The sequence below is a fragment of the Chryseobacterium sp. YR221 genome, assembly GCF_900176315.1.
Taxonomy (GTDB): Bacteria; Bacteroidota; Bacteroidia; order Flavobacteriales; family Weeksellaceae; genus Chryseobacterium; species Chryseobacterium rhizosphaerae.
Map to the genome: position 1 here is coordinate 711,576 of NZ_FWXM01000001.1, position 23,742 is coordinate 735,317.

The 23,742-nt window shown below is 36.5% G+C and carries 20 protein-coding genes and 1 tRNA gene; 7 read left to right on the forward strand and 14 right to left on the reverse strand.

Annotated features, from left to right (window positions below; all coding sequences use genetic code 11):
* Window positions 1-11: 11 nt before the first annotated feature.
* The 4 genes from B8967_RS03280 to B8967_RS03295 all read right to left on the reverse strand — a co-directional run bounded on the left by B8967_RS03280 (window position 12) and on the right by B8967_RS03295 (window position 5,180).
* Window positions 12-293 carry a hypothetical protein gene (locus B8967_RS03280; RefSeq protein ID WP_084084378.1) on the reverse strand — a complete coding sequence of 94 codons (282 nt, stop codon included), beginning with the start codon at window positions 291-293 and terminating at the stop codon, window positions 12-14.
* Window positions 290-1,111 carry a hypothetical protein gene (locus tag B8967_RS03285; protein WP_084084380.1) on the reverse strand — a complete coding sequence of 274 codons (822 nt, stop codon included), beginning with the start codon at window positions 1,109-1,111 and terminating at the stop codon, window positions 290-292. Before B8967_RS03285 ends, B8967_RS03280 begins: the two co-directional genes overlap by 4 nt.
* 2 nt (window positions 1,112-1,113) lie before the next feature.
* Entirely contained in the window at window positions 1,114-3,261 is a 2,148-nt protein-coding gene (locus tag B8967_RS03290) for a type VI secretion system Vgr family protein (RefSeq protein WP_084084936.1), read from the reverse strand.
* Between the two features lie 1,028 nt (window positions 3,262-4,289).
* A complete protein-coding gene (locus B8967_RS03295; protein WP_143330452.1) occupies window positions 4,290-5,180 on the reverse strand; it encodes a lipocalin-like domain-containing protein in 891 nt (296 codons plus the stop codon).
* A 420-nt stretch (window positions 5,181-5,600) separates the two neighbouring features.
* Between B8967_RS03295 and B8967_RS03300 the strand changes: the two genes are divergently transcribed.
* Together B8967_RS03300 and B8967_RS03305 are read left to right on the forward strand one after the other, a co-directional pair.
* Window positions 5,601-6,566, forward strand: coding sequence for an alpha/beta fold hydrolase (locus B8967_RS03300; RefSeq protein ID WP_084084390.1), 966 nt, complete (start codon window positions 5,601-5,603; stop codon window positions 6,564-6,566).
* A 115-nt stretch (window positions 6,567-6,681) separates the two neighbouring features.
* Window positions 6,682-7,140, forward strand: coding sequence for a YdeI/OmpD-associated family protein (locus tag B8967_RS03305; protein ID WP_317043854.1), 459 nt, complete (start codon window positions 6,682-6,684; stop codon window positions 7,138-7,140).
* A gap of 483 nt (window positions 7,141-7,623) precedes the next feature.
* Here B8967_RS03305 and B8967_RS03310 read toward each other — a convergent pair whose 3' ends face one another.
* On the reverse strand, window positions 7,624-7,767 hold the full coding sequence (locus B8967_RS03310; protein ID WP_084084393.1) for a DUF1737 domain-containing protein: 144 nt from the start codon (window positions 7,765-7,767) through the stop codon (window positions 7,624-7,626).
* 378 nt (window positions 7,768-8,145) lie between these two features.
* Entirely contained in the window at window positions 8,146-8,367 is a 222-nt protein-coding gene (locus B8967_RS03315) for a hypothetical protein (RefSeq protein ID WP_084084395.1), read from the reverse strand.
* Window positions 8,368-8,551: 184 nt separating this feature from the next.
* On the opposite strand from B8967_RS03315, the gene B8967_RS03320 reads away from it, so the two are divergent.
* Window positions 8,552-8,950: a hypothetical protein gene (locus B8967_RS03320; protein WP_084084397.1), complete on the forward strand. Its 399-nt coding sequence runs from the start codon at window positions 8,552-8,554 to the stop codon at window positions 8,948-8,950.
* 325 nt (window positions 8,951-9,275) lie between these two features.
* Here the strand turns inward: B8967_RS03320 and B8967_RS03325 are convergent, their stop codons facing one another.
* The 4 genes from B8967_RS03325 to B8967_RS03340 form a co-directional block, all read right to left on the reverse strand.
* Window positions 9,276-9,635 (reverse strand): hypothetical protein, encoded by a 360-nt coding sequence (locus B8967_RS03325; RefSeq protein ID WP_084084399.1) that lies wholly within the window; start codon window positions 9,633-9,635, stop codon window positions 9,276-9,278.
* Between the two features lie 69 nt (window positions 9,636-9,704).
* Window positions 9,705-9,941 carry a hypothetical protein gene (locus tag B8967_RS03330; protein WP_084084401.1) on the reverse strand — a complete coding sequence of 79 codons (237 nt, stop codon included), beginning with the start codon at window positions 9,939-9,941 and terminating at the stop codon, window positions 9,705-9,707.
* A gap of 61 nt (window positions 9,942-10,002) precedes the next feature.
* Window positions 10,003-10,632 (reverse strand): hypothetical protein, encoded by a 630-nt coding sequence (locus B8967_RS03335; RefSeq protein WP_084084403.1) that lies wholly within the window; start codon window positions 10,630-10,632, stop codon window positions 10,003-10,005.
* A gap of 66 nt (window positions 10,633-10,698) precedes the next feature.
* Window positions 10,699-10,772, reverse strand: a tRNA-Ala gene (locus B8967_RS03340).
* Between the two features lie 262 nt (window positions 10,773-11,034).
* Here B8967_RS03340 and B8967_RS03350 point away from each other — a divergent pair.
* The 4 genes from B8967_RS03350 to B8967_RS03365 all read left to right on the forward strand — a co-directional run bounded on the left by B8967_RS03350 (window position 11,035) and on the right by B8967_RS03365 (window position 17,131).
* Window positions 11,035-14,046: a sensor histidine kinase gene (locus tag B8967_RS03350; RefSeq protein WP_084084937.1), complete on the forward strand. Its 3,012-nt coding sequence runs from the start codon at window positions 11,035-11,037 to the stop codon at window positions 14,044-14,046.
* A complete protein-coding gene (locus B8967_RS03355; protein ID WP_084084407.1) occupies window positions 14,039-14,653 on the forward strand; it encodes a response regulator transcription factor in 615 nt (204 codons plus the stop codon). The genes B8967_RS03350 and B8967_RS03355 overlap by 8 nt, the downstream gene beginning before the upstream one ends.
* A gap of 265 nt (window positions 14,654-14,918) precedes the next feature.
* Window positions 14,919-16,043, forward strand: a complete 1,125-nt coding sequence (locus B8967_RS03360) for a hypothetical protein (RefSeq protein WP_084084409.1) — start codon at window positions 14,919-14,921, stop codon at window positions 16,041-16,043.
* A 161-nt stretch (window positions 16,044-16,204) separates the two neighbouring features.
* Complete coding sequence (locus B8967_RS03365; RefSeq protein WP_084084411.1) at window positions 16,205-17,131, forward strand: hypothetical protein; 927 nt, start codon at window positions 16,205-16,207, stop codon at window positions 17,129-17,131.
* Window positions 17,132-17,457: 326 nt separating this feature from the next.
* Here B8967_RS03365 and B8967_RS03370 read toward each other — a convergent pair whose 3' ends face one another.
* From B8967_RS03370 to B8967_RS03385, 4 genes are read right to left on the reverse strand one after another with little or no spacing between them, the layout of a single operon-like run.
* Window positions 17,458-18,639, reverse strand: a complete 1,182-nt coding sequence (locus B8967_RS03370; RefSeq protein ID WP_084084413.1) for an alpha/beta hydrolase — start codon at window positions 18,637-18,639, stop codon at window positions 17,458-17,460.
* Window positions 18,640-18,643: 4 nt separating this feature from the next.
* Window positions 18,644-21,304, reverse strand: coding sequence for a TonB-dependent receptor domain-containing protein (locus tag B8967_RS03375; RefSeq protein WP_084084415.1), 2,661 nt, complete (start codon window positions 21,302-21,304; stop codon window positions 18,644-18,646).
* A 12-nt stretch (window positions 21,305-21,316) separates the two neighbouring features.
* Window positions 21,317-22,195 carry an alpha/beta hydrolase gene (locus B8967_RS03380; RefSeq protein ID WP_084084417.1) on the reverse strand — a complete coding sequence of 293 codons (879 nt, stop codon included), beginning with the start codon at window positions 22,193-22,195 and terminating at the stop codon, window positions 21,317-21,319.
* Window positions 22,196-22,200: 5 nt separating this feature from the next.
* Window positions 22,201-23,724 (reverse strand): long-chain-fatty-acid--CoA ligase, encoded by a 1,524-nt coding sequence (locus B8967_RS03385; RefSeq protein ID WP_084084938.1) that lies wholly within the window; start codon window positions 23,722-23,724, stop codon window positions 22,201-22,203.
* Window positions 23,725-23,742 lie beyond the last annotated feature (18 nt).

Below are 23,742 nucleotides of genomic sequence, written 5' to 3' on the forward strand. Positions count from 1 at the left end.
CCATGATCCACTTATTTTTTATTAACGTTCTTAACGCAGGTGCTGATTTCTACAAGTCTTATCTTTCTAAAAATCCGCTCCAATTCACTTAGGTCTTCCTTAGATTCCAAGACAGTAAAATCTGGAATCTTTAATATTTCTGAAACAATACAGCCCTGCAAGCGTTTGATCTTAGTATTATCTGCATAGATATCCAGACAAGATATAAGAGCCAGCTTTTCAGCATCTTTATCATTCAACAATATAAAATACCGGTCATTCTGAAATACAATATCCTCAATTTTAAAAATCATATGGCTTTCAGTATGTTTCTTTCTTCACGATATAGTGTACCTGGAATTTCTGCAATACTCATACACATGCTTTGTTCAGACCACGGCCACTCATCTAGACGATAGCGTTCTATATATCCTAATTCCAACTTTGTCGGAACCCGTGGGCGGTTTTTAAGTATCCTGATCATTGCTGTAACTTTATCCTGCTCAAAATGCTCCTCATCAATTTCGCCCTTAACTTCAATCTGATATTTACCATCACTCAATTCTGACAGAGTCTCTTTTGTAATAATGGGTACATTTTCTGCTGCCAGAAAATTTGGAAGTTCACGATATCCTTTAAATGGCTCATCTTTCTTGAACATCTTATTGTGAATACCAGGAAACAAAAGAAGATAAGGTTGAGCAAATCGCATTGAAGTGGAAAACTTTTCCTGATCATCCAAAAGTTCTGAGATCCCAGTAATAAATATGTTTTTATGCTCTTCCCTCTTATGACTTTTCATCAATTCAGGCTTAATTGTTTGCCACTTGCTGCGTATGTCATCAATATTTAGGATTGAACCTAGTTGTCCATTTTCATTGAGGGTACAGATTAATTCATTTCTAATTTCATGAATGTCACCTACCCATCTATACGCGCCTTCAGAGTTACTTTGCTTATATCGAAAGATATTTATTTTGAAAGTTGGAATCCCATTGCTAACTGATAAAAGATTAACTTCGATTCCCATTTCAACATGGTTTTCATTGGCCAAACCCTGGAAACGATATCGCTCCTCCCTTAAAAATGAATACCTCCTTTTCTTTCCAATATCCTGAATACCAAACTCCATAATTATCCTTTATTAATTTCAACGTCTGCGCCTGTGATATTGGTCGGACCACTGGAATTAATCTTTGATGTTTTGCTATCAATAGTTAAGTCTGCATCTGTCTTAATATCCATGATTCCTTTACTATGGATGGTAAAAGTTCCTGCTGTAGCATCAAAACTCATATTTCCTTTAGACACTGTCCCTGTAATTCCTTTTCCATCTATCACAATTTTATTTCCACCTACCTGAAAAGTAATACTTGTCTTGCCATCCAGTATAATGTTTCCGCCAGCATCCATTTTTAGCAGTGATTGTGGTGGAGCATCTTTTTTTCCGCCAACATTGATAATATTCGTGCTCCCTGCATTCACAGTATGATTTGTATTTGCACTCGTTGTTGCATTTCCTGCTCCGTCAAAATGCATATTGGCGCCACCTTGATCTTTCAAATTCATAGAACCTGCTCCATTGTCATATTTCAGTTCAGCACCACTTCTACCGCTAAATGACATAATATTATTACCTGTGCCACCTCCTGCTCCAATACCGCCATGATACATCCCTCCCATAACAAATGGTCGATCTGGATGGTTATGAACAAAGTTTACGATGACCTGATCCCCCACTTCTGGAATAGACATAAATCCCCGGTTCTTACCAACTTTGTCACTGCTTCCTGCATCAGGAGACATGACACGGATAAATTCTGTAGTATCCTGTCCACCCTGCCAGTCTAATTGAACCTGGACACGTCCTTGGTTCTGCGGGTCTGTGTTAGAGATAATCTTACCAAACTGTGGTTCAGCCACTGGTGTATTAAATTCTGGTCTGGGAATAAATCCGGTATCAGATGCTATGGCCTGAAATGATCCATCGTAATACCCTCGGGCATCAACTTCATGAGTTACTTCTATCAACATTAATTTTGTAAAGTAAGATGTTTCATTACTATCAGTTTTCCGCATTTCAATATCAGCAATACAACCCGGATACAGAAAAGGTACTGTTGTATTTCCAGAAGTGATAAATACTTCTGCTGCTTTGCTTCCAGCCGTTCCTTTTTGAGAGGCATCAATATCCATAAATGATGATGCTTTTATTGGAGCCACTCTTAGTGATGGGGTTTGAAATGTTCTCTCTGAAATTTCATAAGCGCGTTTCGCAATGTCAGAAGTATGATTAATTTTAGCATCGCCGCCTTTGAATTTTTCATTCTTGCTGCTATTATAACCATAGAAAGAGGGATTGACATGCTGCGCTTTCATTTTGATTTTGACATCACTTAAATTACTGCCATAGGTAAGCTTTACCGGTTTCTCCTGTGGAGGTAACTGCCCAAAATGCAAAACCTCACCATCGTAGAAAAACTGCTCACCATAAGCTTCTGCTATTCGTGCAAGATAATTATAGTGCGTTTCTTCATATTGTGAGCTATAAGGTACATTGCCGTGGCGGGCATCTACCCTGAAATCATATTTACCTAGCCCAAGTCCCTCCTTTATAATGTCATTAGCAATTGAATTTAAACTGATCGGCTGTGCTCCTCCGAAACTTTGAATGTGGGGCGCAGCATCCAACAAGATCGTTGGACTGTAACCAGATAATACCAGATTGCCAAGACTTCCTTTTTCCTGACTGAAACCCACCTCAGTAATAACCCCGACGAAATTTCGTTCCGGTCCACTGTCTACATCTTTGTATTTAAAGACAACAGTAATTCTTTTTCCTAAAAAATTCTGAGCCTCTTCAAGATTATGGTTTTCTGCATCACCTAAGGTATCATGGGCAAGTATAAGATCAAATTCATGATGCTTTACTGCACTCTGTGAAAGCTTAAAATGTTTGAAATACTTAACTGGTTTTCCCTCGACATGTATGTCTAGCCGTACTACTCTATTGATTCCGACAATATCACTTTCGGGTATTGCCTGAGCATTAAAAATCTTTGAGGTAGGTTGTTTTGCCCAGACTTTTTCCTGAACTATACTTGGTTGGGTTGGTACTAAGGGTTGGTTCAGGAACTGCTTTCCTGTATTTACAGAATTCTTAACCTTGGAAGCAATTTTTTTTACCTCTTGGATATTCGCCTTTTCTTGGACTTTGCTCGCAAAATCTGTCTTGACTGAATCTACTCCCGGCTTGGGAAGATTCTTTCCTTCTTGAAACATGATATGTTTTTTTTCAGTTGTGATTACTTCGATATTAACCTTTTTAAAGGTGAGACCTTTTAAATCAGAAGGACAATCAGGTAATTTGCTGGCCTCTTGCAAAAGTACATTAAGACTGGCCTGAGTTAATACGGGAGGAATTTTTATTAGAGAAAATTCCTTTTTAAAAATGTAACCGAATTATTTTATCGGATTGATTTTCATATTCTTCCATAATTTTTTTTTGTGATTTATTTCCCGCAATATAACACCTTCGAAATTCACAGCAAAAGGAATTACACTAAATTTAAAAAAGTGTAGTAGTTCTACGATTCAATTAATTATATAGATAATTAGAACAGATGTATTAAATCTTACTAAGCCCCACTAATTTCTAGGGCAAGAACTCGTCTATTACTTTTCAAATTACCACGATTTTGGCACAAACTTTATGAGTTTATTTGAAAATTATGCGATTGCTAGCATAAAAAAATCCTGCAAAAATGAATTTTGCAGGATTAATCGGCTTTTAGCATATTTTGAAGGCTTTTTCAATTACACGAAGTGGAGAATACGGGATTCGAATTTCCCCGTTTATTTTGTGTATATATCGGGTTTTTATGCAGTTGAATCTCTGTTTGCTACAATTTTTTAAAAACCTTCATTTCTTATCTTCAAAGCGAATTTGGGGCAAGAGAGGAGCTGAACCTACGTATGAATAAAATGCTGAACAGCAACTATAATTAAAAACAATAATTGGTACAGTATTCTCCTTAAAGAAGTCAGTCCTTTTGAAATAATTTTAGTTATAAAATACAATAGCAATGGAATAAAAGGGTTTACTGAGGTTAGGTTATTACATCTAACTTTGTCTTGAATCAATTTTTATACGTAAAAGTTGTTTTTAGAGATAACTGAACAGCTGCTATAATTAAACACAGAAACCAGTAGCTGTTTCAGTTTTTTGCTTAGGAGTTCAATAAAAAAATTCGGATGATATTACTTTTGTTTTTTTATCATGTGGATAACTGCTGACTTGAGTAATTTTTTTATTTCTCCACCTTTTTATAGGTAGAAACCCAGTAATTTATTCCATACTTATCATCATCCACAGAAAATTTAATCACTAATATTGAATTATCCAGCTTGACTATATCAGAACTTGATCCACCATCACTGTACAACCAGTTAATTTTATCTCCGGATATGGTATATTTAAAATCAAACTGTTCACCATTTCCAAAATCAGTTCCGCTTCCATCAGATTTGAATAGATAAGTTTGAAATAGTTCCCCCCGCTCCCTTTCTGTTCCATCAGTATAGACAACTACTTCCCGAATTATTTGCCATTCTCCCAAAATAAGAGACTTACTTCCGGAATCATCGGTAGAAACAGGTCTTTCCATGACGGGTTTGTTTTCTGTACTTTCCTCTGCTGATTGGCTACCCGAACCATTACCTTGTTGCGGAATAAGCTCATAGGTAAAATATGGTTGTGGATCCGGGACCTGCCCGTCCTGTTTTACCTCAACAATCCCCTTTGCCATCATTCTATCATTGGGAAGGAGATGAACAAATCTGTTTACCCAATATTGAGTTTTATGATCGGTTTGGCCGGCGATATCAAGAATAAACTTTTTATTAATCACTTCCCCGCCTGTGGGGCCATCATTACTATATATTTTATTGCATTCCTGACCTTCAAAACCCAGGATTGCGTTAACCATCGCTGCCTTATCGACATTGTTATTGATCACAATTCCTTCAACTGGATAAATATCAAAAGTTACTTTACAATATTCATCATAACGGCTACCCATCTTATCCAACTTTTTATATTGTAAAACTAGTCCATCCTTACTCAAATAATCTGTTTGACTGTAACATGGTGAGCTTATGGCGACATATGCTATCATTAAAAACGTAAGTAATTTTTTCATGGCATAATAATATTAACACTAATAAATTTAGGAAGAAATACAACACTAAAACATAACTACTTCTAGTGATTTATAGAAGTCACCCTATTTGGTGATTTACAAGTAAAGCTTATCCAATATAGTCTGCTCATAAATGTAGAAATCAGTTAAAATTACAACTGTTAACAAATAAAATCAGATTAAAATATGTCGACAAGAGTATTAGTATTTAGAACCCTGGTCATAAAGCCATCTTTAAATTTATTTCAGATACGATACAAAGCAATTTTAGCGGTCAATCAGATAAGCCTTTAAAGATTACAAAATAAGCTTATAGGAATATTTTGATCATTATCACTAAAGTACTTCTGGCTACTGACATGCTGCTGTCACTAATCAGATTTAAATTTGCCTCATAATAATTTATTAAGCAATAAAAACATGAGAAACATATCATCCAGTACAACATCCAATCAAATCGAATTTCCAAAACCTACCCTGATTTCAATTAACAGTGTTGTATTAGAAGTATTTGAAGCAGGAAAACAAAATTCAGGGAAACCGATCGTTCTCTGTCATGGTTTTCCGGAACATGCATTTTCCTGGCGTTATCAGATACCAGCTCTTGCCGCAGCAGGTTATCATGTCATTGTCCCAAATCAACGTGGCTATGGTAACTCATCTTGCCCAACCGAAGTAACTGATTATGATATAGAGCACCTGACTGGTGACCTTATTGCGCTGCTCGATTATTACGGATACAAGAATGCCATCTTTGTCGGTCATGACTGGGGGGCTAATGTTGTGTGGAATCTGGCACTACTGTATCCTGAACGGGTCAATAAGATAATAAACTTAGCCCTACCTTATCAGGAGCGCGGAGAGCAACCATGGATTGAATTTATGGAAACCCTATTTGGAGAAGACTTTTATTTTGTTCATTTCAATAAGCACATGGGAATTGCAGATGCTATAATGAATGAAAACACATCCCGGTTCCTGCGTAACATATTCCGCAAAGATATACCTCCCGCTCCACCTGCTCCGGGAATGCTAATGCTCAATCTTGCAAGAGCAGAAAAACCTTTTGGGAAGCCCCTAATGGAAGACAGTGAACTGTCTGTATTCGTGTCTGCCTTTGAATCATCCGGGTTTACCGGAGCTATAAATTGGTACAGAAACCTTGATAGAAACTGGCACCTTATGGCGAACGTAAAGCCAATCATTCATCAGCCGACTCTGATGATATATGGAGAACAGGATACAATTCCAAAGTCTGAAAACCTGAGAAGTATCGTTCCTAATCTGGACGTTGTCAGTCTGGATTGTGGTCACTGGATTCAGCAGGAAAAACCGGAGGAGACAAACGGATCAATTTTAAAATGGTTAGTACAGCAGAATGCATAACAAAGAAATAGATACATATTGTCCGCAAAGTCAAGCAGATTGGAGACAATGGTTAGAAAAAAACCATCAATCCAGCCAATCTGTTTGGCTTGTTTGTTATACAAAAAAGTCGAATGTGCCATCATTAAGTTGGAGTGAAGCCGTTGACGAAGCTCTTTGCTTCGGTTGGATTGACAGTACAAGGAAAAAGATTAACGACATCTCGTTTATGCAGTTTTTTGCCAAACGTAAACCTAAAAGCAACTGGTCAAAAATCAACAAAGAAAAAGTTCAGCAGCTTATTGACAGCAAAAGAATGACAAAACAGGGCTACGAAAGTGTTGAGATTGCGAAACAGAACGGATATTGGACAATCTTGGATGAAATAGAAGAAGTGATAATTCCGAACGACTTAGAAATGGCATTCGAAAAACACAATGGTTCGAAAGATTATTTTCTAAGTTTGAGCAAATCAACAAAAAAAATAATATTGGGCTGGATTATCCTCGTCAGAAAACAGGAAACCAGACAAAAGCGCATAGAGGAAGTTGTAGAAAGTGCAGCACTGAATCTTAAACCGAAACATTTACGATAAAAAAGGCTCAAACAGGTAACTATAAAGTTTATAAAAGTCGAACTAAAGATCCTTTGAACCCAATCATCAAAGCAAATAAACTATTGATAATAAATTAATTAAATCGGATTAAATTTTGTTTTTCAAAATTTATTAATTACCACGATTTTACCACAAACTTTATGAGCTTATTTGAAAATTATACGATTGCTAACATAAAAAAATCCTGCAAAAATGAATTTTGCAGGATTAATCAGTTTTTAGCGTATTTTGAAGACTTCTTCAATTACACGAAGTGGAGAATACGGGATTCGAACCCGTGACCTTTTGACTGCCTCTAAAATTTAGCTAAATCAAGCATAATAACAGCGTGCAAAGGTTGTCTGTTAATATTATTACTGGTGTAAAAATCGTAGATTGTTAGTGATTTTGTTACTTTTTGTTACGGAAATTTACTTTATTAAATCAACAAAAGTGACTTCAATAGACCCTTTTTATTTATTATTATTTTGATTTTATCATAGCTTGCATAAAGCCTTTTTCGTTTGAGAATAATCCTCCTTGCAGCACCCAACCTAAATCTAGTAAAACATTAACGGCATTTTCTAATTCACTAGCACTTGGGGCTATAACAATTCTATATTTCATGATTTCTTAAGGTATCCTATTATTATTTCATTTCCTTTTTCGTCCTTTCGATAGATGGGTTCAGTATTACTTTGTTACATTACGATATTAATCTAAAATTAATTGATGTTTATACTAGTCTGTTAGTTACTTCTGAAAAAACAAACATACATTCAAATAATATTGCAAGAGTCTGTAATGGGAAAATAAAGCAATCACATGGATTCTATTTTTCATACAAACCATTGGGCTTAGATCATTAAACTAAAAAACACAAACTCTCTAAAAAAGTTATACAAATGGACTTGGAAAGTAATCAATTAAAAATTTAGGAAAGCATGACTGAATTGTGTTTAGCTCTAAACTTTTGGGTGCACTCTATAACTGATGGCTTTTAATTTATCCTATTGGAGGCTGGCTGTCTGTCAAAGGATATGTTCTAACGCTAATAATCTTGTCGCCACCATCAAACTGGCCATTTCCATTAACGTCGTCATATCTTGTTTCAGTCACTGTACCGTCCCCATTGATTGTAGAATGAATTCTCACACCACCGCCTTTAATAGCAATCTTTTTGTTCGCATCTAATGCAAATCTTGATAATTGTTTAATTGTTTTCATATTATTATATCATTAAGTTGTGAATTTAATAAATTTTACGGAAAGCCACAACCCAACCAACAAAATGAAACTTTTAAAGGAATTTATAAATAGTGAAATAACATAATTATTTATTCTTGTCACAATGGTAATCTTGTAAATTTATTTTATAACTAAATAGTATATTTGGTTAAAACTTTAACCTATGAGAAACAAAACCATTAAGAATTCACTGTTATTTTTAGCTATCATCCCAGCAGTTTATACTCTATACACCCTATACAAAACTCACGAGCTAAATTATTTGTCATTAATTGTAACCGTTCTGCTACCTATTATTGCAGGTATTCTACCGAACTATACAAAAACTAATCATGTATTCAAAATTGAACACTCTTCATGGACCCCGCTGCCTGATAATAAATTTCAGATCATAATTCCATTTAAAAAGCATGGAATAGAAAACCCTAAAGCAGTATTGTATGCTTATATAGATGGAAATCTATCTAGTATCCTTGGATCTGTAGATGTTACCCCAAATCATGATATTATTGTTAATATAAATAGAGAAACACGTAAGGGAGAGGTCAGAATAACAGCTTAACATTGTATCTGTACCACGTGGAAAACTTAGGTAAATCAGTAATTGATGCAACAGCAACTTCTAATATTTTACAAAAGAAAAACCACTGAATTATCTGTGTTTTTCTTTTAATTTGATCACCAAGGGCATAAGCTTGAAGATGCATATATAAAAGCTTTTGATGACCTTAAGAAAAGTAAAAAAACAAAAAGAAGAATTGTTGAAATTATTAATAAAGTAATTGATGATATTCCAGAAATAATATCAGCAGATCTTTTGATGATATTAAAAGATTTACAAGCATAAAACAAGAGGCTGTCTCAAAAGTGAGATAGTCTCGTTTTTCTTAGCATTTATAATGACCACTATTGCCGTTTATTAGTAATACTTCTAGGATATTCAATGAAATTTTTCTAATAGTCATATCTTCACTGTGAAACGGTTTGAATTCTGCATTTTCTATAGATCCCAGTTGCCCATCTTTTCCTTTGTACCCTACAATAAAAATTTTTAGAGTTTCAGATTCAAAATATGTGGCGCCTAGTTCCGGAGCTGTTAATACTTGTATTTTAAACACTGCCCCTGAATACTCTTCACTCTCTAAATTTTGTATATTATCTAGTTCATCGTCAGATAATGATGTAATAATTCCTTTCACAGGTGTTCCTTCCAGCTCTAATTCAAATGTCTTGTTGACTGTTTCCATAATTTTTCAATTTTTAGCAAAAATAACAAAAAGCCCTCTCAAAGAGAAAGCTATTAAAATGCTTTAAGATTAATGTTCCCAATCTCTTTCTAATCTAACCTTCCATGTCGGGGTCAAGTCCAGATCTTCAGGAAATCCGATATTAACACCCGTATAATCAGCTCCTGTTTTTGTAGAAATACCAGACATGTCTATTTTACATATTTCAGGTACGCTAATTTTTAGATTTTCATAGGGTTGTAACATTTTACTAAGGCTCTTGCTTAATTCTTCTCCTAGACTGCTTATTTTTTTCCCTGCAACCATTGATGTAATATTCTATTAGTATATACTTAAGCTCTCCCATCTTAGCAGTAGACAAAAAGAACTATTCACAAAGAATATCAATTGGCATTGAAAAAGATCCTGTATTTTTTAAATACTGTTTTTCGTCCTCTGTCAAGTCGTCCGTTCCAAGCCCTATTTCTTCCCATACCTTTCCGTCTTTACTTTTACGGGCAAACTCAATGGCTTCGATGACAGGTTTTTTATTGACTCCTAGTATTCTTAAATCCATCCGTTGTCCTTTTTTAATCTCTCCTTTTACAATTTGGCCGAGTAAGAAAAAAGACCTTCCTGTAAGTTGGAAAGAACTGGTCATTTTAAATTGAGCAACAGCCAAGTCGTGCCAATCATATCCACAATGTCTGCATTGTTTTGCGTAAGGGGTACGTGCCAGTTTATTACATGTAGGACATATATTAAAAAATATTTTTGTTGAGGCTTCAGTCATTATTCTTTGTGCTACATTTAGCTTAAACTCCTCATAGCTGGTTTTGAGAAAAAGAGCGAGTTCAGACTCAGAAGGCAACCAAGCTTCTTCTATCATCATACTTCTCAATTTAGGATGATCAGAGGTTTTATAGGTATACATATGGTATTTTAATGCTAACTTTTCATCATCAGCCATGAGATTGCTAAAATACTTTATAATGTAACTGATCGTTTCTTTGTCCATACTTAATAAATATAGTAAATAAAAAAGAGTTGTAATGTGTTACATTACAACTCTTTAATTTCCAAGTGGAGAATACGGGATTCGAACCCGTGACCTTTTGACTGCCAGTCAAACGCGCTAGCCAACTGCGCCAATCCCCCTTTTTTGAAGCGGTACAAAAGTAAGTATTTAAATGATACCTGCAAATAATTTTTGGAATATTTTTACAAACTTATGTTTTATCCAAATTACGCTTCTGTATATGATCTACAATTTAAACCATCATCGCGTTACCATGATAATGTTAAGTAAAGGCAATGTTATTATTCATGCATTTTTATCAATGATGGATAAAAAACCTTTTATTTTTGTTATTATTACATATTTGGTAATAACTTTGTGAAAAAAATTAAACAAAAGTTTGTGAAAAAATATACTTCCGTTCTTCTACTCTTTATTTTTTCTATTATTTACACTCAACACTATAGTATACAGTTATATAATACAGACAATGGTCTTCCACAGAACAGCGTAAAAGATATTATAAAAGACAAATACGGCTTTATATGGCTGACCACTGAAAACGGAATTGTGAGGTATGATGGAATGAAATTTTTGGTTTACAAGAATCTTCCATTAAACAGTCAGCGATTTATGTACTTCTACGGGCATCCCGAAAAAGACAGCATTTATACTACAGCAGATTACGGAAGAACAGTACTTATACACCGGAAGTCCCCTAAGGTCATCAACTCATTTAAAAAAAAATCAAATTTTATATTTAAAGACCATACCAATTACTTTTTATATGGGTCCAATTACAGCTATACTACATCCCCAGGCCTGAGTCTTTATTTTCAGCTTACAGATGGCACTTATTTTATAAAAGAAAATTCCCTGAAATACATTGATACTGTTTCTCAAAAAGAAGAGAATCTAGCTATTAAAACATTCTATAAGAACGCTGCCAGAATATTTGTAATCAATTCTTCAGTATTCTTTATTGACAATCAGGCAAAAAATATCCAGAAAATAGAAAAGGGAAAAGTTGTCGATTATTATGATGAACCTTTACTGACTGATATACATAGTAAAATCTACTGGAGCAGAATTAATAATCAGGTTTTTATAGTCAACAGGAACAGCATTTACAGGTGCCTCTATGAACAAAATAAATTCAACATATCAAAACTGGCGCAGCTAGACCATATTGCAGAAAATATAATAAGTGTATATTATGACAAATCTTACCATAAACTTTATCTCGGAAGCAGCACCAATGGTCTGCAGGTGATCAGCTTTCCGGATTTCACTACACTTCAGAGACATTTATCAAAGCCAGAGTCAGTTTTTTACGCCACCCTTCCCTACACTAAATCTTCAGTCATTACGACTTTTGGAGAGAGCTATGATCATAACGGGCTCGTTGAGAATAAAAGTTTTGAAAGCATCACTCCGTTCTTCATGGCTTATGACGAGAAGAAAAATCTTATTGCCCGCAAGGCAAATGACTTGGTCATATATCAAAAGAAAACATCTTATAAGGAAATTATTTCAAAGAAAAATTTCATTTTGATAGACTTTTTTTTTGATGCCAACAGGTATTATGCCTTGGAACTACATCAAAAAAAGGATGGAACTACCGAATACAGTGGAAACCTATTGATTTATAAAGACCTGTCTTTCAAATCTGTACAAAAAAGATTTTTTTTTAATAATGAGCCTTCTAAATTCCTGAAGTTTGATGAGGATCACATCCTGGTAGGAACTATAAAGGGATTATATAAAGTATCGTTGAAAACAAATAAAATACTCAATTTAAATCCCGGTAATGAATTATCCATCCGCAGTATTATAAAATCAAAAGACGGTAATTTCTGGATAACCACTTTAGGAAAAGGGCTCTATCTACTGAAAAATAATCGTCTGATCAAAATGCCTTATGATGCCAATAACACTATTTCTTCTTCTCACACCATTTTGGAAGATTCACACGGATTCTTCTGGATTCCTACCAACAATGGGCTTTACAGGGTTCAGGAAAGCCAGCTGCTTCAGTATGTTCAGAACAGACAATTCAAAGTTAATTATTATCGATTTTCAAAAGATTCAGGCTTTAAAACCAACGAATTCAATGGGGGTAGTAATGGCTGTGGTACCAGGCTGCAAAATGGGGAATTTGTACTTCCTTCTTTAGATGGCTTGGTTTTCTTCGATCCGACGAAAATAAAAAGCTATTATCCGGAAAACATTTACATAGAAAGAGCTATTATTGATAACAAAGAACAGTATTTCGATAAAGTGTTGAATCTAAAACCGGAATGCAATCGTATTGATATTTTCATTGATATACCCTATTATTCAAACCCTGACAATCTAGTTGTAGAAGCAAAGCTTAGCGGAATACCTAATTCCCGATGGGAATCTATAGGAAAGGACGGAAAATTTTCCATTTCAAATCTTTCCTATGGAAATCATTCTTTTGTAGTAAGAATTCTGGTTTCCGATGATGGAAAATATATTTATAAAAAAATCAAAATTATCATCCCTCCCTATTTTTACCAGACGCTATGGTTTAAATTATTAATTTCGTCCATCATACTGCTCTTATTATACATAGTGGTAAGATGGAGAATACGTTTTCTGAAAAAGAAAAATCATGAATTGGAAGAAATAGTCAATTCCCGTACGAAAAGTCTTTCCGATACTGTTGAAAAGCTAAAGATTACAAAAATAAAGCTTCATAAAGAAATTGAACAGCAAAAAAAACTTATCGGAACTATTACCCACGATATTACAACCCCCGTGAAATTTATTGCACTTACAGCAAAAGAGGCCCTGAATCAGAATGAATTAAGCGGGCAGCAAAGTGAAAAAATCCTGAATTCTATTTACAAGTCCTCAGATCAGTTATACAATTTCACCATTACCTTAAAAGAATATGCGGATATTTATACACACCACCGATCCAACAAAACAGAACTCTATTCCTTATATCATCTGATAGATGAAAAAAGGGTGCTTTTTAATGCCATAGCAGAAAACCATCATACTGTAATTATCAACAATGTAGACAAGGCGATACGGGTATGGATCAGTAAGAATATACTGTCTGCAATTATCCACAACCTTCTGGATAATTCTGTAAAATTCACTAAGAATGGTACCATCACCATAGATAGCAGTGTGGAAGGCGATACCATCATCCTATTGATAACAGATACGGGCATCGGAATGGATGAAAAGAAAATAGAATATTATACAAAACTTCAGGATAATATTGAAAACGAAAAATTATTACTTCAAAAATATGGAATGGGCCTTCACCTTGTCCTGCAGCTCCTTCAAATGATCGAAGGAAAAATTGTATTCAAAAAAAATAAATTAAAAGGAACTTCATTTAAACTGATTTTAACAAATAAAAAAGATGATTAAGAATATTCTTATTGCTGATGATCACGACATTGTTCTGGTAGGAACAAGCATGATTTTAGAATCAAGAATCCAGGGTGTCGTAATAGACCAGGCTGAAGATTATCCGGAAGCTCTGGAAAAAATCTCCGGAAAAAAATATGATCTTGTTATTTTGGATATCAACATGCCGGAAAGCAAAAACAAAAAAATGATCTCTGAAATTAAAGCCCTGGACCCCACCATAAAAATACTGATATTCTCTGCTTATGAAGAAGAGGTAGCGGTACAGTATATAAAAGCGGGCGCCAACGGATACATCAGTAAGCTAAGCAAATCTGAGGAAATCTCGGATGCTGTCAATAAAATATTTTCAGAAGGGTTTTACTATCCCCCGTCTATTGTACAGCAATTGCTTCAACAGTCTCCCTTAGATTCTATAAAAAATTTATCTGTGAGGGAATATGAAATTTTTATTTTAATGGTACAGGGTAACGGCAATTTAGAAATCTCGAATAAAATGAATATCCAGATGCCTACCATCAGTACCTATAAAAAAAGGATTCATATCAAACTTAAAACGAAAAATTTAGCAGACCTCATTAAGCTGTACCAAACCTATATAGCATGATTTACCTATAAATCATAATACGTAGAAAATTTTCTACAATATTCTTTATTTTTTTCTACGAAATGCATTATTTTTCGTAGAATTATTTCTATATTTTTACATTATCAATGAAATTAATTTAAAAATTAGCTCAAAAAATAGCGAAATTCATAATATCATAATCAACATTTAATCTAAAGTTAATATATCAGAGTGAAACACTGTTGATATACTATGTTTTGCATAATTTATATTCAGAAAGTTAGGATTCTAAAATTAAAATAAAATGCTAAAAAAAATTACCAGACTAGGACAATTATTAGGGCTATTAACCTCCTCTATTGTTTTTTCGCAGGCAGGAAATGTAGGAATAAATACCCCAAACCCAGGATCTACAATAGATATTAATGGATCTGTAGCGGCTAATTATACCGCAATAAATACAACATCATACAACTTGAATTCAGCCGATTTTCATGTTTCCTATAATGGTACCGCTAATGCAGTATTCAATCTTCCGGCTGCTATCAGCGGACCGGGAAATTTCAAGGGACGAATGTACACCATTAAGAATAATACAAATTTCACCATCACAGTAAACCCTGCAGTACCGGAAACAATCAATGGGAATACCAGCATTTTAGTCCCTGCAAACCAAAGTGCACAGTTGATCAATACAGGAATTACTGGTGCTAATTCTACCTGGGAAATTGTATCCATGAGCTCTTCAACAAATAATTACACCGCCAGTAACGGTCTCACCATGTCAGGTACTGATGTTAAATTAGGAGGTAGTTTATCCCAGCCAACAGATATTGCTACTGCAGGAAACAACCTGAGTATCAACGGAACAGGAAAGGTTTTGATAGGAACCAATACTGTTCCTACAGGAGCAGCCAATTCTAAAATCGTCATAGACAACGGTACTACTAACGGTGCATTGCAGATTAAAGACGGCACCCAGCAGCTGGGTTATGTACTAACCAGTGATGCCAATGGTTTAGCCACCTGGTCATCTACGGTTACTACTGCATTTGCCAATAACTGGACATCTTATACGGGAACATTGGTTAATCCTTTTACAGGATCTACGGGTGGAGGAAACTTGACAACAGGAATTTCAGTGGTCATCCCAGCCAGAGGATGGTACTTTTTCCGTAGTGGTATTGCAATAAATTCTGACTGTAATGACTATACATTCTACATCAACGGGATCGGGGATGTCTGGAAAAGTTACTGTACTTCCAATACGCCCGTTTTTATGGCTCCAAGAGATCAAAACCGTGTATTATATTTTTCCACTCCCGGCGCCTATACTGTTTTAGCGGTTAAAACCAACGGTGTAATTCCAAGTAGTTTTAATGCAGGTAATCCGGTTTTTTACCTTGATTTTGTGAAATTTCAAAATTAAGGAAAACCATACAACATGATTCTAAATACATAAATTTGAAAACAGAACTGCTCCAAATCCCTCATTCCTCCGACAGTTCATTAAACAGCCCTCTCTGCATCCTCATGCAGACTATTAAAAACAAGTAATTTTTTTACCCTAGTTCATCAATCTTATTAAATATGAGAAAAAAAATGTTATTCCTGCCATTATTGGTAGTTTTAAACGGTGCTTTTATGCATTCTCAAACAGGAAATATAGGTATAAATACTATTAGTCCAGGCAGCAAACTAACCGTCAATGGTTCATTTGCCGCAGCCTACAAAACCACAGCAACAAGCGGTCCTGTTGACGCCAATGATTATTATATAGCTTACAGCGGTAACAGCAACGGTACTTTAACTCTGCCTGCTGCTGCAACCGGATCAGGTAATTTTAAAGGAAGAGTATATCACTTCAAAAATACGGGAACAGCACAGCTCTCTGTAACGGCAGACGGATCAGAATTAATCGATAATCAAAGTGGTGCAGGAGTTTCTTCTATTAATATTCCCCTTGGTTATTATGCATTTTTCATAAGCAAGGGAACAACCGCGGGAACAACCTGGGAACTTATTTTGCTATCAAGTTCGGATAGTTTGCCTGCGGCAGAAACTACCTACCCTTTCTCCACGATAAGTACCACCACGCGGCAATCATTACCTGCCAGTACCGGGCCTTATATTGTTTCAGAACTTAATTATCCACAGGGTACTGTAATTAACACAGCAGGTGTATTAAACACATCAAACGGCAGATTCACCGCTCCTACAAAGGGATACTACATGTTCTATGGTTCAACTCAATTTGATAATGGCTCCCTTCCGGGGAATTCCACTTTTGCCTGGGCAATTTTATACCTGATAAAAAATTACAATACGACTCCCAATAATATATTGGTACAGTCCTACCAGCCCAGCCCCGGCACACTCGTAGGTACCAATGTGTCATGCATCACCTATTTAAATGCAGGAGAAACAGTAAGTTTAGCTTCTGCAGCAGCAGTAAGCAGCGGAACCGTATATCAGGTAGTAGTCAGCTCACTGTATGGTTATAAAATTGCCAACTAACTGCATCATATTTTAATTGAGTCAATCTTGCCAATCCATCATAGTATCACAGATGATGAGAGAGAAAAAAAATTGTTCCCAAACAAAATAATCAGATTGGCGTGTTTGACTGGCAGTCAAAAGGTCGCATGTTCGAATCCCCTATTCTCCACTAAGGAGATGATTAAAACCTCATCAACAATACTTTTAAAACTATAAAATCCTGTAATTTTCAATAATTACAGGATTTTTTTTCATTATATAAAAATCAGCCATTTTTAAATGTCTATCATTTTCTGACATCCTAAGAAAATTCTAGAAAAAAGGAATAAAACAACCTGACATCATCAGTTTTCCAGATGATTTTTCTTTAAAAACTCCCCTATTTTATTCCATTCAATCTGTCCGGCAATAGCATTGGAGTTTGCGTCAAAAACGTGTTCACCATAAGGAATTTCCACATAAGAAACGGGAAGTTTCAGTTCTTCCGCTTTTTTTACAAATTTCCTGGTCGCTTCTACATTGACGACATGATCGATCTCACCGGCAATAATAAATGTTGGGGAAATCCCTTCAGAAAGCTGGTCTATTAAATTCAGCTGGGCATAACGCTGTGGGAATTCGGTGGGAGATCCTCCCAGATATTTTCTGGCGGCATGTTTCAGGTCGATATTCTTTTTCTCATCTATTTTTTGCCATAGTTCGGACAGGCTGACAGGTGGATAAATAGCAATAACGGCAGCCGGAACCGGAGGCTGGGGCGAGTCATAAGATTGGGCAAAACCTTTCCTTTGCCCTAAATCTGCCTGCATTACCAGTGCTGCTCCTGCAGAACCGCCTACCAAAACTATTTTGTTTGGATCAATATTGAATTTTTTTGAATTTTTCACAACAAATCCCATTGAAGTCACGACTGAATTAACAGCAGATTGCCAATTGTGCCGATCTTCCTTTCCTAAAGGATAATCGATAGAGAAAACGGTATATCCATGATCTTTAAACCAATTGGCAGCATACCCGACCTGAGTTCTGTTCCCCTCGATAAAAGCACCGCCATGAACAAGAATAACCGGGATGGTAGGTCCTGAAGATTTTGTTTCCGGGCGGAAAACATCTATATGCTGTTCTTCGTTATAAATAGTAAGATAAGAATACGTTTCCGTAGGTTTTACCGGCTCTTCAGAACTTTTCAATCCCTGAGAAAATGAAACCTGGGTATTGTATTTTTTAGCCGTAGAAAACATAACTACAGTAAAGTAGATCTGGGCAATACAAAACAATACCGAAAGAATTAAATTAACCTTCAATAAGTTACGCCAGTATTTTCCATATCTATAAAAAAGAAAACAGATGCATAGGAGTACCAGGCTCAAAATAACAAACTGTGAGTTGAACTGCATCGTGAACATACTGCTATACCCGCTCAAAAGCATGGGAGCTTTCAGATACACCGAAATCATAGGGATCACCAACACCACCAAAATGATGAAGAACAAAATCGCAAAAAATATATTTAAAGACTTTTTCATTATATTAAAATTTATACGTTACAGTAAGATATCCGGAAGTCGGAGGAATTGCAATCGTGAAATAAGGCGTATCGTTGGTGACTGCAGAAGCATACTCTGCCTGAGTGAAATTTTCAAACCCGGCAAGCTGCTGCTGAAGAGTTCCCGGTCGCTGGTAACTCATCACACCATATTTATTAAATACATTGTTCACATTGACCAGCATACTGAGATGCTCATTTAAATTATATCCTATTCCCATATCAAATTGTGAAAACCCCGGCAATTTATAGACATTGGTATTACTCCCCTCTCTTTTCCCCATATAACTCCAGGTTACAAATCCAAATGCTTTACCAATTTTCAAATTAGGAGTTATATTGGCCATAATTTTTGGAGTATACGCAATAGTAGTTCCCGAATATGAAATTACAGTATCATCTGATGGGCCGGGTGCGCTTCCTAAATTCCATAGATATCCTTCTTTCACTTTTGGATCCTGTAAGGTAAGCACAGCCCTGATACTGAAATTATCGGACGGTCTGATATTGGTTTCCAGCTCTATTCCATAGGTTTCATTTTTATTATATAAGGAAGGCGTTGTGTAGAACCCACCTTTTCCGTCATCTGCCATAAAGCTGTAAGGTACATTACTCAGTAAACTGTAAAATGGAGTTACAAAAGCATCAAAATAGGCTGTTTTAGTTTTAAATCCCATTTCCACTTGTTGTGTTTTTCTCGATTGCGGATCAAGTAAACCTATGGTTTCCGGTCTGTTGGCCGCAAAAAACATGTCGAGATCCGGAGACTTACTGCCTTTAGAATATCTGGCATATACGGCAACATTATTATTGAATTTATAGTTCAGCGCTGCAGAATAGGAAAAGTTTTCCAGCTGTCTGCTGTAGGCAACGTTGGTAAGTTTTGAAAGAGCATTGTTATTGTATAAGGTATAAATATTGCCATCCGTACCTCCGTTTTTATCTGAAAATAGATAGGTTCGGGTATTATCTCCCTTGATCCATACCTTTTCGTAGCGGACTCCCCAATCCAATGTCAGGTGATCTGTAATATCCCAGGTATGTCCGAAAAATACGGCTCCCTGCTGCTGTTTAGCTTTAAACTCCAATAAATCTCCTGTACTGCCGGCCGCCTGCGCAAAACCGTCATTATTCGTCAGCTGATAAACACCGGGTTTTGTAAAATCTAAAGTAGTAACTCCCGTTAAACTTAAAGTCATCATTCTTGGCCGGTTCTCTAAGGTGGTAAGTCCTATCCCATTGATTCCGGAGAAACGCCATACATCCGAGTACCCATAATAACCGCCAAATGAAAAATTCATAGTATTCCATTTTTTATTGATGGTCAGCTGGTTCATGGATTCCTTTACTTTATTTTCATAAAAATTAAGCGCTGACATGACAAATGAATTATTCTGAATAGACTGACCCGGCAATTGATTCTTCGTGATCTGATAAACAGGTAATCCTCCGGCCCCCAGTGTAGAATTCACACTGGCAAGTTCCTGTCCTGTGAGGGCATCCTTAAAGGAATAGGTCCCCACTCCCAGTCCGCCAACCAAAAAATAAGAGGTCATATCATCCAGCGATGTAAGAAAAGAATTTCCTACACTGTTTTGTGCTACCTCATTATCAGAATACTTACTGGCTAAAAACAACTTCCAGTTATTTCCCAGGTTGTGGTCCCAGTTTAAACCTACAGACCGGTATTTGTTACTCACCAGGCGGCCTGAATTATAATCTATATTCCCACCATGAATAAAATCCGGAGAATTATACTGTAATTTCGGAATCAACAGGGATGAGCTGCTGCTGAATCCTTCTGCCGGTTCGGGACTTGTATAATTTCGTGTAGGTACCAATTGGGCATAGCCATTTCTATCATCAAGATACTTTACAAATACCTTCAGACTTCCTTTGCTGTATTTTTTTACAATATTTGCTTTTACCTGGCCTCCATTATTAAACGGATATCCTGCATATCTGGCCCCTAAATCATACCGGTAAAATCCACCAATATTAAAAAACCAGTTATCACCCAAAGGACCTCCAAAGTTGACATCAAGTCTGTGATACCCGGAATTATCGGCTCCCTGAACCCCATACTTAGCCCGGATTTCTCCTCCAAATTTATTTCCCCCCGTCTTAGAGATATAATTGAAAATTCCCCCTGGTGCATTGGCCGCAGTAATAGAAGCGGGACCTCCCCTTACGGCATCAATCTGAGAAATCGTGGCATCTGCTCTGAGAAAAAAGTCTGGTCCATAATTATAATAAGTAGTATTGGTTACCGGCAGGCCATCTTCCTGCATAGATATATATTCATAAGCAAACGTACCATCTGAAGATCCCGCACTGATCCCTCTTGAGCTTACATTATTCCTGATCTCCCCCAATGACGAATTGACATATACTCCGGGAACGTTTTTCAATAGATCTGCAGCACTCACGGGAACCTGCTTCTCAATGACATCGCTTTTCAGAACGGAGATCGCAATGGGTGCATTCATTCTTGTCCTTTTGTCAAAAACCCCGGTCATGATCACTTCATCAATATCTTTTGTTTTTGCGGTATCAGCTTCTTTTTTCTGCCCTATCATATGAGAAGAGGCCGTCAGAAAAAGTATAGCTACCGTCATTTTTCTATGTGAAAATTGAGTCTTCATATACTTTAATCGTTAGTTTGTACCATATTTTTTAAGCCATTCCGCCGCGTTGGTGAAAACAATCTGTTCATCCTTCGGTAATTTTGTAATAAGATGTCCAGCTCCGGGAACGATAACCAATTTATGCTGAACTCCTTTTGCTTTCAGGGCTTTTTCCAGGATGTAAGCTTGCTGGATGGGAACCACCTCATCATTATCCCCATGAATAATCATGGTGGGAATCTGATTCACAAATTGTACAGGACTGGTTTTAGCATAAGCTTCCGGGATAGCATCACCGGGATTCCAGACTACATTATTTCCAGACATTTTATCCAGAACGCTCAAAAGATTGGCCGCTTTCACATGCTGTAACGTCTGAATATCTGTAAAGTCTACAGGGCCACACATCTCTATGATGGTTTTGATCTGAGGATTTTTTGTGTAAGCATACATCAGAGAAACATGGGCTCCGGAGCTTCCTCCGGAAATGGAGAACCCGTTTTTCCTGGTATTCCATTCCCCGGCATGGGAAGAAAGGTATTTGGCAACATGGTCGATGTCATCCAGAAGTTCCGGAAGATGCGTGTCTGTAAGATTAGCATACCGATAATTGACACTGGCAACAGCAATTCCCTGTGAGAGAAGGTATTCGGCCAATTTAACATCGTCTTTTCTGTCACCTTGTGTCCAGGCTCCACCGTGAATGCTAATAAGAAATGCTGTGTTAGGGTTTCTGTCGGCAGGAAGATAAACATCCATCACATTCCTTTCATGTGTGCCGTATTTTATATCGGTAAGCTTTTCTTGCTTTTGGCTTACAGAGGCTGTTTTGGTGCTCCCTGTATTTTGTGTTGCGCAGCTTGTGGCCATTAAAACAATGGACAGCACTGCAATTTTAAAATAATTCATTTCAGTTAGTTTTTTAAATTCTTTTTAAGTATTTTTCCTGTGGCATTTAAAGGCAGTTCATCAATAAATTCTATGATTCTCGGATATTTATACTTGGCAATTCTTTCTTTTATCCACAGTTTGATATCTTCTTCGGAAGCTTTGCTTTCTTTTGTTCTCACCACGAAAGCTTTAATTTCTTCACCCAGTTTTTCATCATCGATGCCGATAATGGCAACCATAGAAATATCAGGATTCCTCATCATCACTTCCTCCACTTCACGGGGATAAACATTCATGCCGCCTCTGATAATCACCTCCTTTTTACGGTCAACAATGAAAAAAAAACCATCTTCATCCTTTATGGCAATATCTCCGGAAAACATCCATCCGTTTTTCAGAACTTCTTCAGTTTCCTGATTTCTTTTGTAATAGGCTTTCATCACATTGGGACCACGGTAGATCAACTCTCCTTTTTCCCCAACCGGAAGTTCATTGCCCTGATCATCCACGATCTTTACCTCAACACCCCAAATCGGAGTTCCAATCGAGCCAGCCTTTCTCCCCACTGCCATCTGATTGAATGTCACCACAGGAGAACCTTCAGACATTCCATACCCTTCAATAATAGGAACCTCGAAACGGGTTTCAAATTCGTCAATGATTTTTACAGGAAGAGAAGCTCCTCCGGAAATACAGATTCTCAGTTTTTTAATACTATGGGTATTTTCCTTGGTATCTTCTTCATTCAGAAGCACCCAATACATAGAGGGAACGCCGGCAAAAATTCTGATATCAAAACGGGTAATCAGCTGATACACTGATTGGGCAGAAAATTTTGGAAGCAGGATAAGATGAAGCGATTTCCGGATTCCTGCAAGCAACATCACCGTCAAGCCAAAGATGTGAAATAATGGTAAAACAACAAGCTGAGCCTCAAATTCAGCCGCCCCAACTATGGTGGTACTGGCTTCTGCATTGGTAAAAAGGTTAATATGCGAAAGTTCTGCTCCTTTGGGTCTCCCTGTAGTCCCTGAAGTATAAATAATGACCGCTGTGTCTTCCGATGAGGTCATATATGATTCAAAATCGGTTTTTTCATCTTTAATTAAATCATCAAAATTCAGGATATCTTCGGCCAGATGACCTATGCTGATAAAATCTCTGCATGATCCGCTTTGAGCAAAGCCTTCCTTTCCGAATTGTCCCACAGGCATTTCCGGAGTTCCTGCAAAACACAAAAACAGGGTGCTGTCTGAGTCGGAAAGTTGATAAGCAATCTCTTCAGGTTTAAGAAAAATACTAAAGGGTACAACTGTTGCTCCTGTTTTTAATATAGCGAAAAAAATAATCGGGAATTGAGGAATATTAGGACAGAGCAAAGCAACTTTGTCCCCGTAACCGATTCCCTTTTTTGTAAACGCATTGGCCGCCTGACAGACTTTTTCATGGAAAATTCTATAATTGATCGTAGTTTCTCCAAGGCTTAAGGCAGGTTTTTCAGGGTTCCTTCTTGCGCTTTCTTCCACTAAAATTGATAAGTTCAGCATAGTTTTGTTCATATTGAG

Coding starts and splice junctions, on each gene's coding strand:
- B8967_RS03380 (WP_084084417.1), bottom strand. CDS start 22,195: ATGAATTATTTTAAAATTGCAGTGCTGTCCATTGTTTTAATGGCCACA.
- B8967_RS03335 (WP_084084403.1), bottom strand. CDS start 10,632: ATGGACAAAGAAACGATCAGTTACATTATAAAGTATTTTAGCAATCTC.
- B8967_RS03370 (WP_084084413.1), bottom strand. CDS start 18,639: ATGAAAAAGTCTTTAAATATATTTTTTGCGATTTTGTTCTTCATCATT.
- B8967_RS03330 (WP_084084401.1), bottom strand. CDS start 9,941: ATGGTTGCAGGGAAAAAAATAAGCAGTCTAGGAGAAGAATTAAGCAAG.
- B8967_RS03355 (WP_084084407.1), top strand. CDS start 14,039: ATGATTAAGAATATTCTTATTGCTGATGATCACGACATTGTTCTGGTA.
- B8967_RS03300 (WP_084084390.1), top strand. CDS start 5,601: ATGAGAAACATATCATCCAGTACAACATCCAATCAAATCGAATTTCCA.
- B8967_RS03320 (WP_084084397.1), top strand. CDS start 8,552: ATGAGAAACAAAACCATTAAGAATTCACTGTTATTTTTAGCTATCATC.
- B8967_RS03310 (WP_084084393.1), bottom strand. CDS start 7,767: ATGAAATATAGAATTGTTATAGCCCCAAGTGCTAGTGAATTAGAAAAT.
- B8967_RS03360 (WP_084084409.1), top strand. CDS start 14,919: ATGCTAAAAAAAATTACCAGACTAGGACAATTATTAGGGCTATTAACC.
- B8967_RS03385 (WP_084084938.1), bottom strand. CDS start 23,724: ATGCTGAACTTATCAATTTTAGTGGAAGAAAGCGCAAGAAGGAACCCT.
- B8967_RS03315 (WP_084084395.1), bottom strand. CDS start 8,367: ATGAAAACAATTAAACAATTATCAAGATTTGCATTAGATGCGAACAAA.
- B8967_RS03375 (WP_084084415.1), bottom strand. CDS start 21,304: ATGAAGACTCAATTTTCACATAGAAAAATGACGGTAGCTATACTTTTT.
- B8967_RS03365 (WP_084084411.1), top strand. CDS start 16,205: ATGAGAAAAAAAATGTTATTCCTGCCATTATTGGTAGTTTTAAACGGT.
- B8967_RS03325 (WP_084084399.1), bottom strand. CDS start 9,635: ATGGAAACAGTCAACAAGACATTTGAATTAGAGCTGGAAGGAACACCT.
- B8967_RS03280 (WP_084084378.1), bottom strand. CDS start 293: ATGATTTTTAAAATTGAGGATATTGTATTTCAGAATGACCGGTATTTT.
- B8967_RS03285 (WP_084084380.1), bottom strand. CDS start 1,111: ATGGAGTTTGGTATTCAGGATATTGGAAAGAAAAGGAGGTATTCATTT.
- B8967_RS03290 (WP_084084936.1), bottom strand. CDS start 3,261: ATGTTTCAAGAAGGAAAGAATCTTCCCAAGCCGGGAGTAGATTCAGTC.
- B8967_RS03295 (WP_143330452.1), bottom strand. CDS start 5,180: ATGAAAAAATTACTTACGTTTTTAATGATAGCATATGTCGCCATAAGC.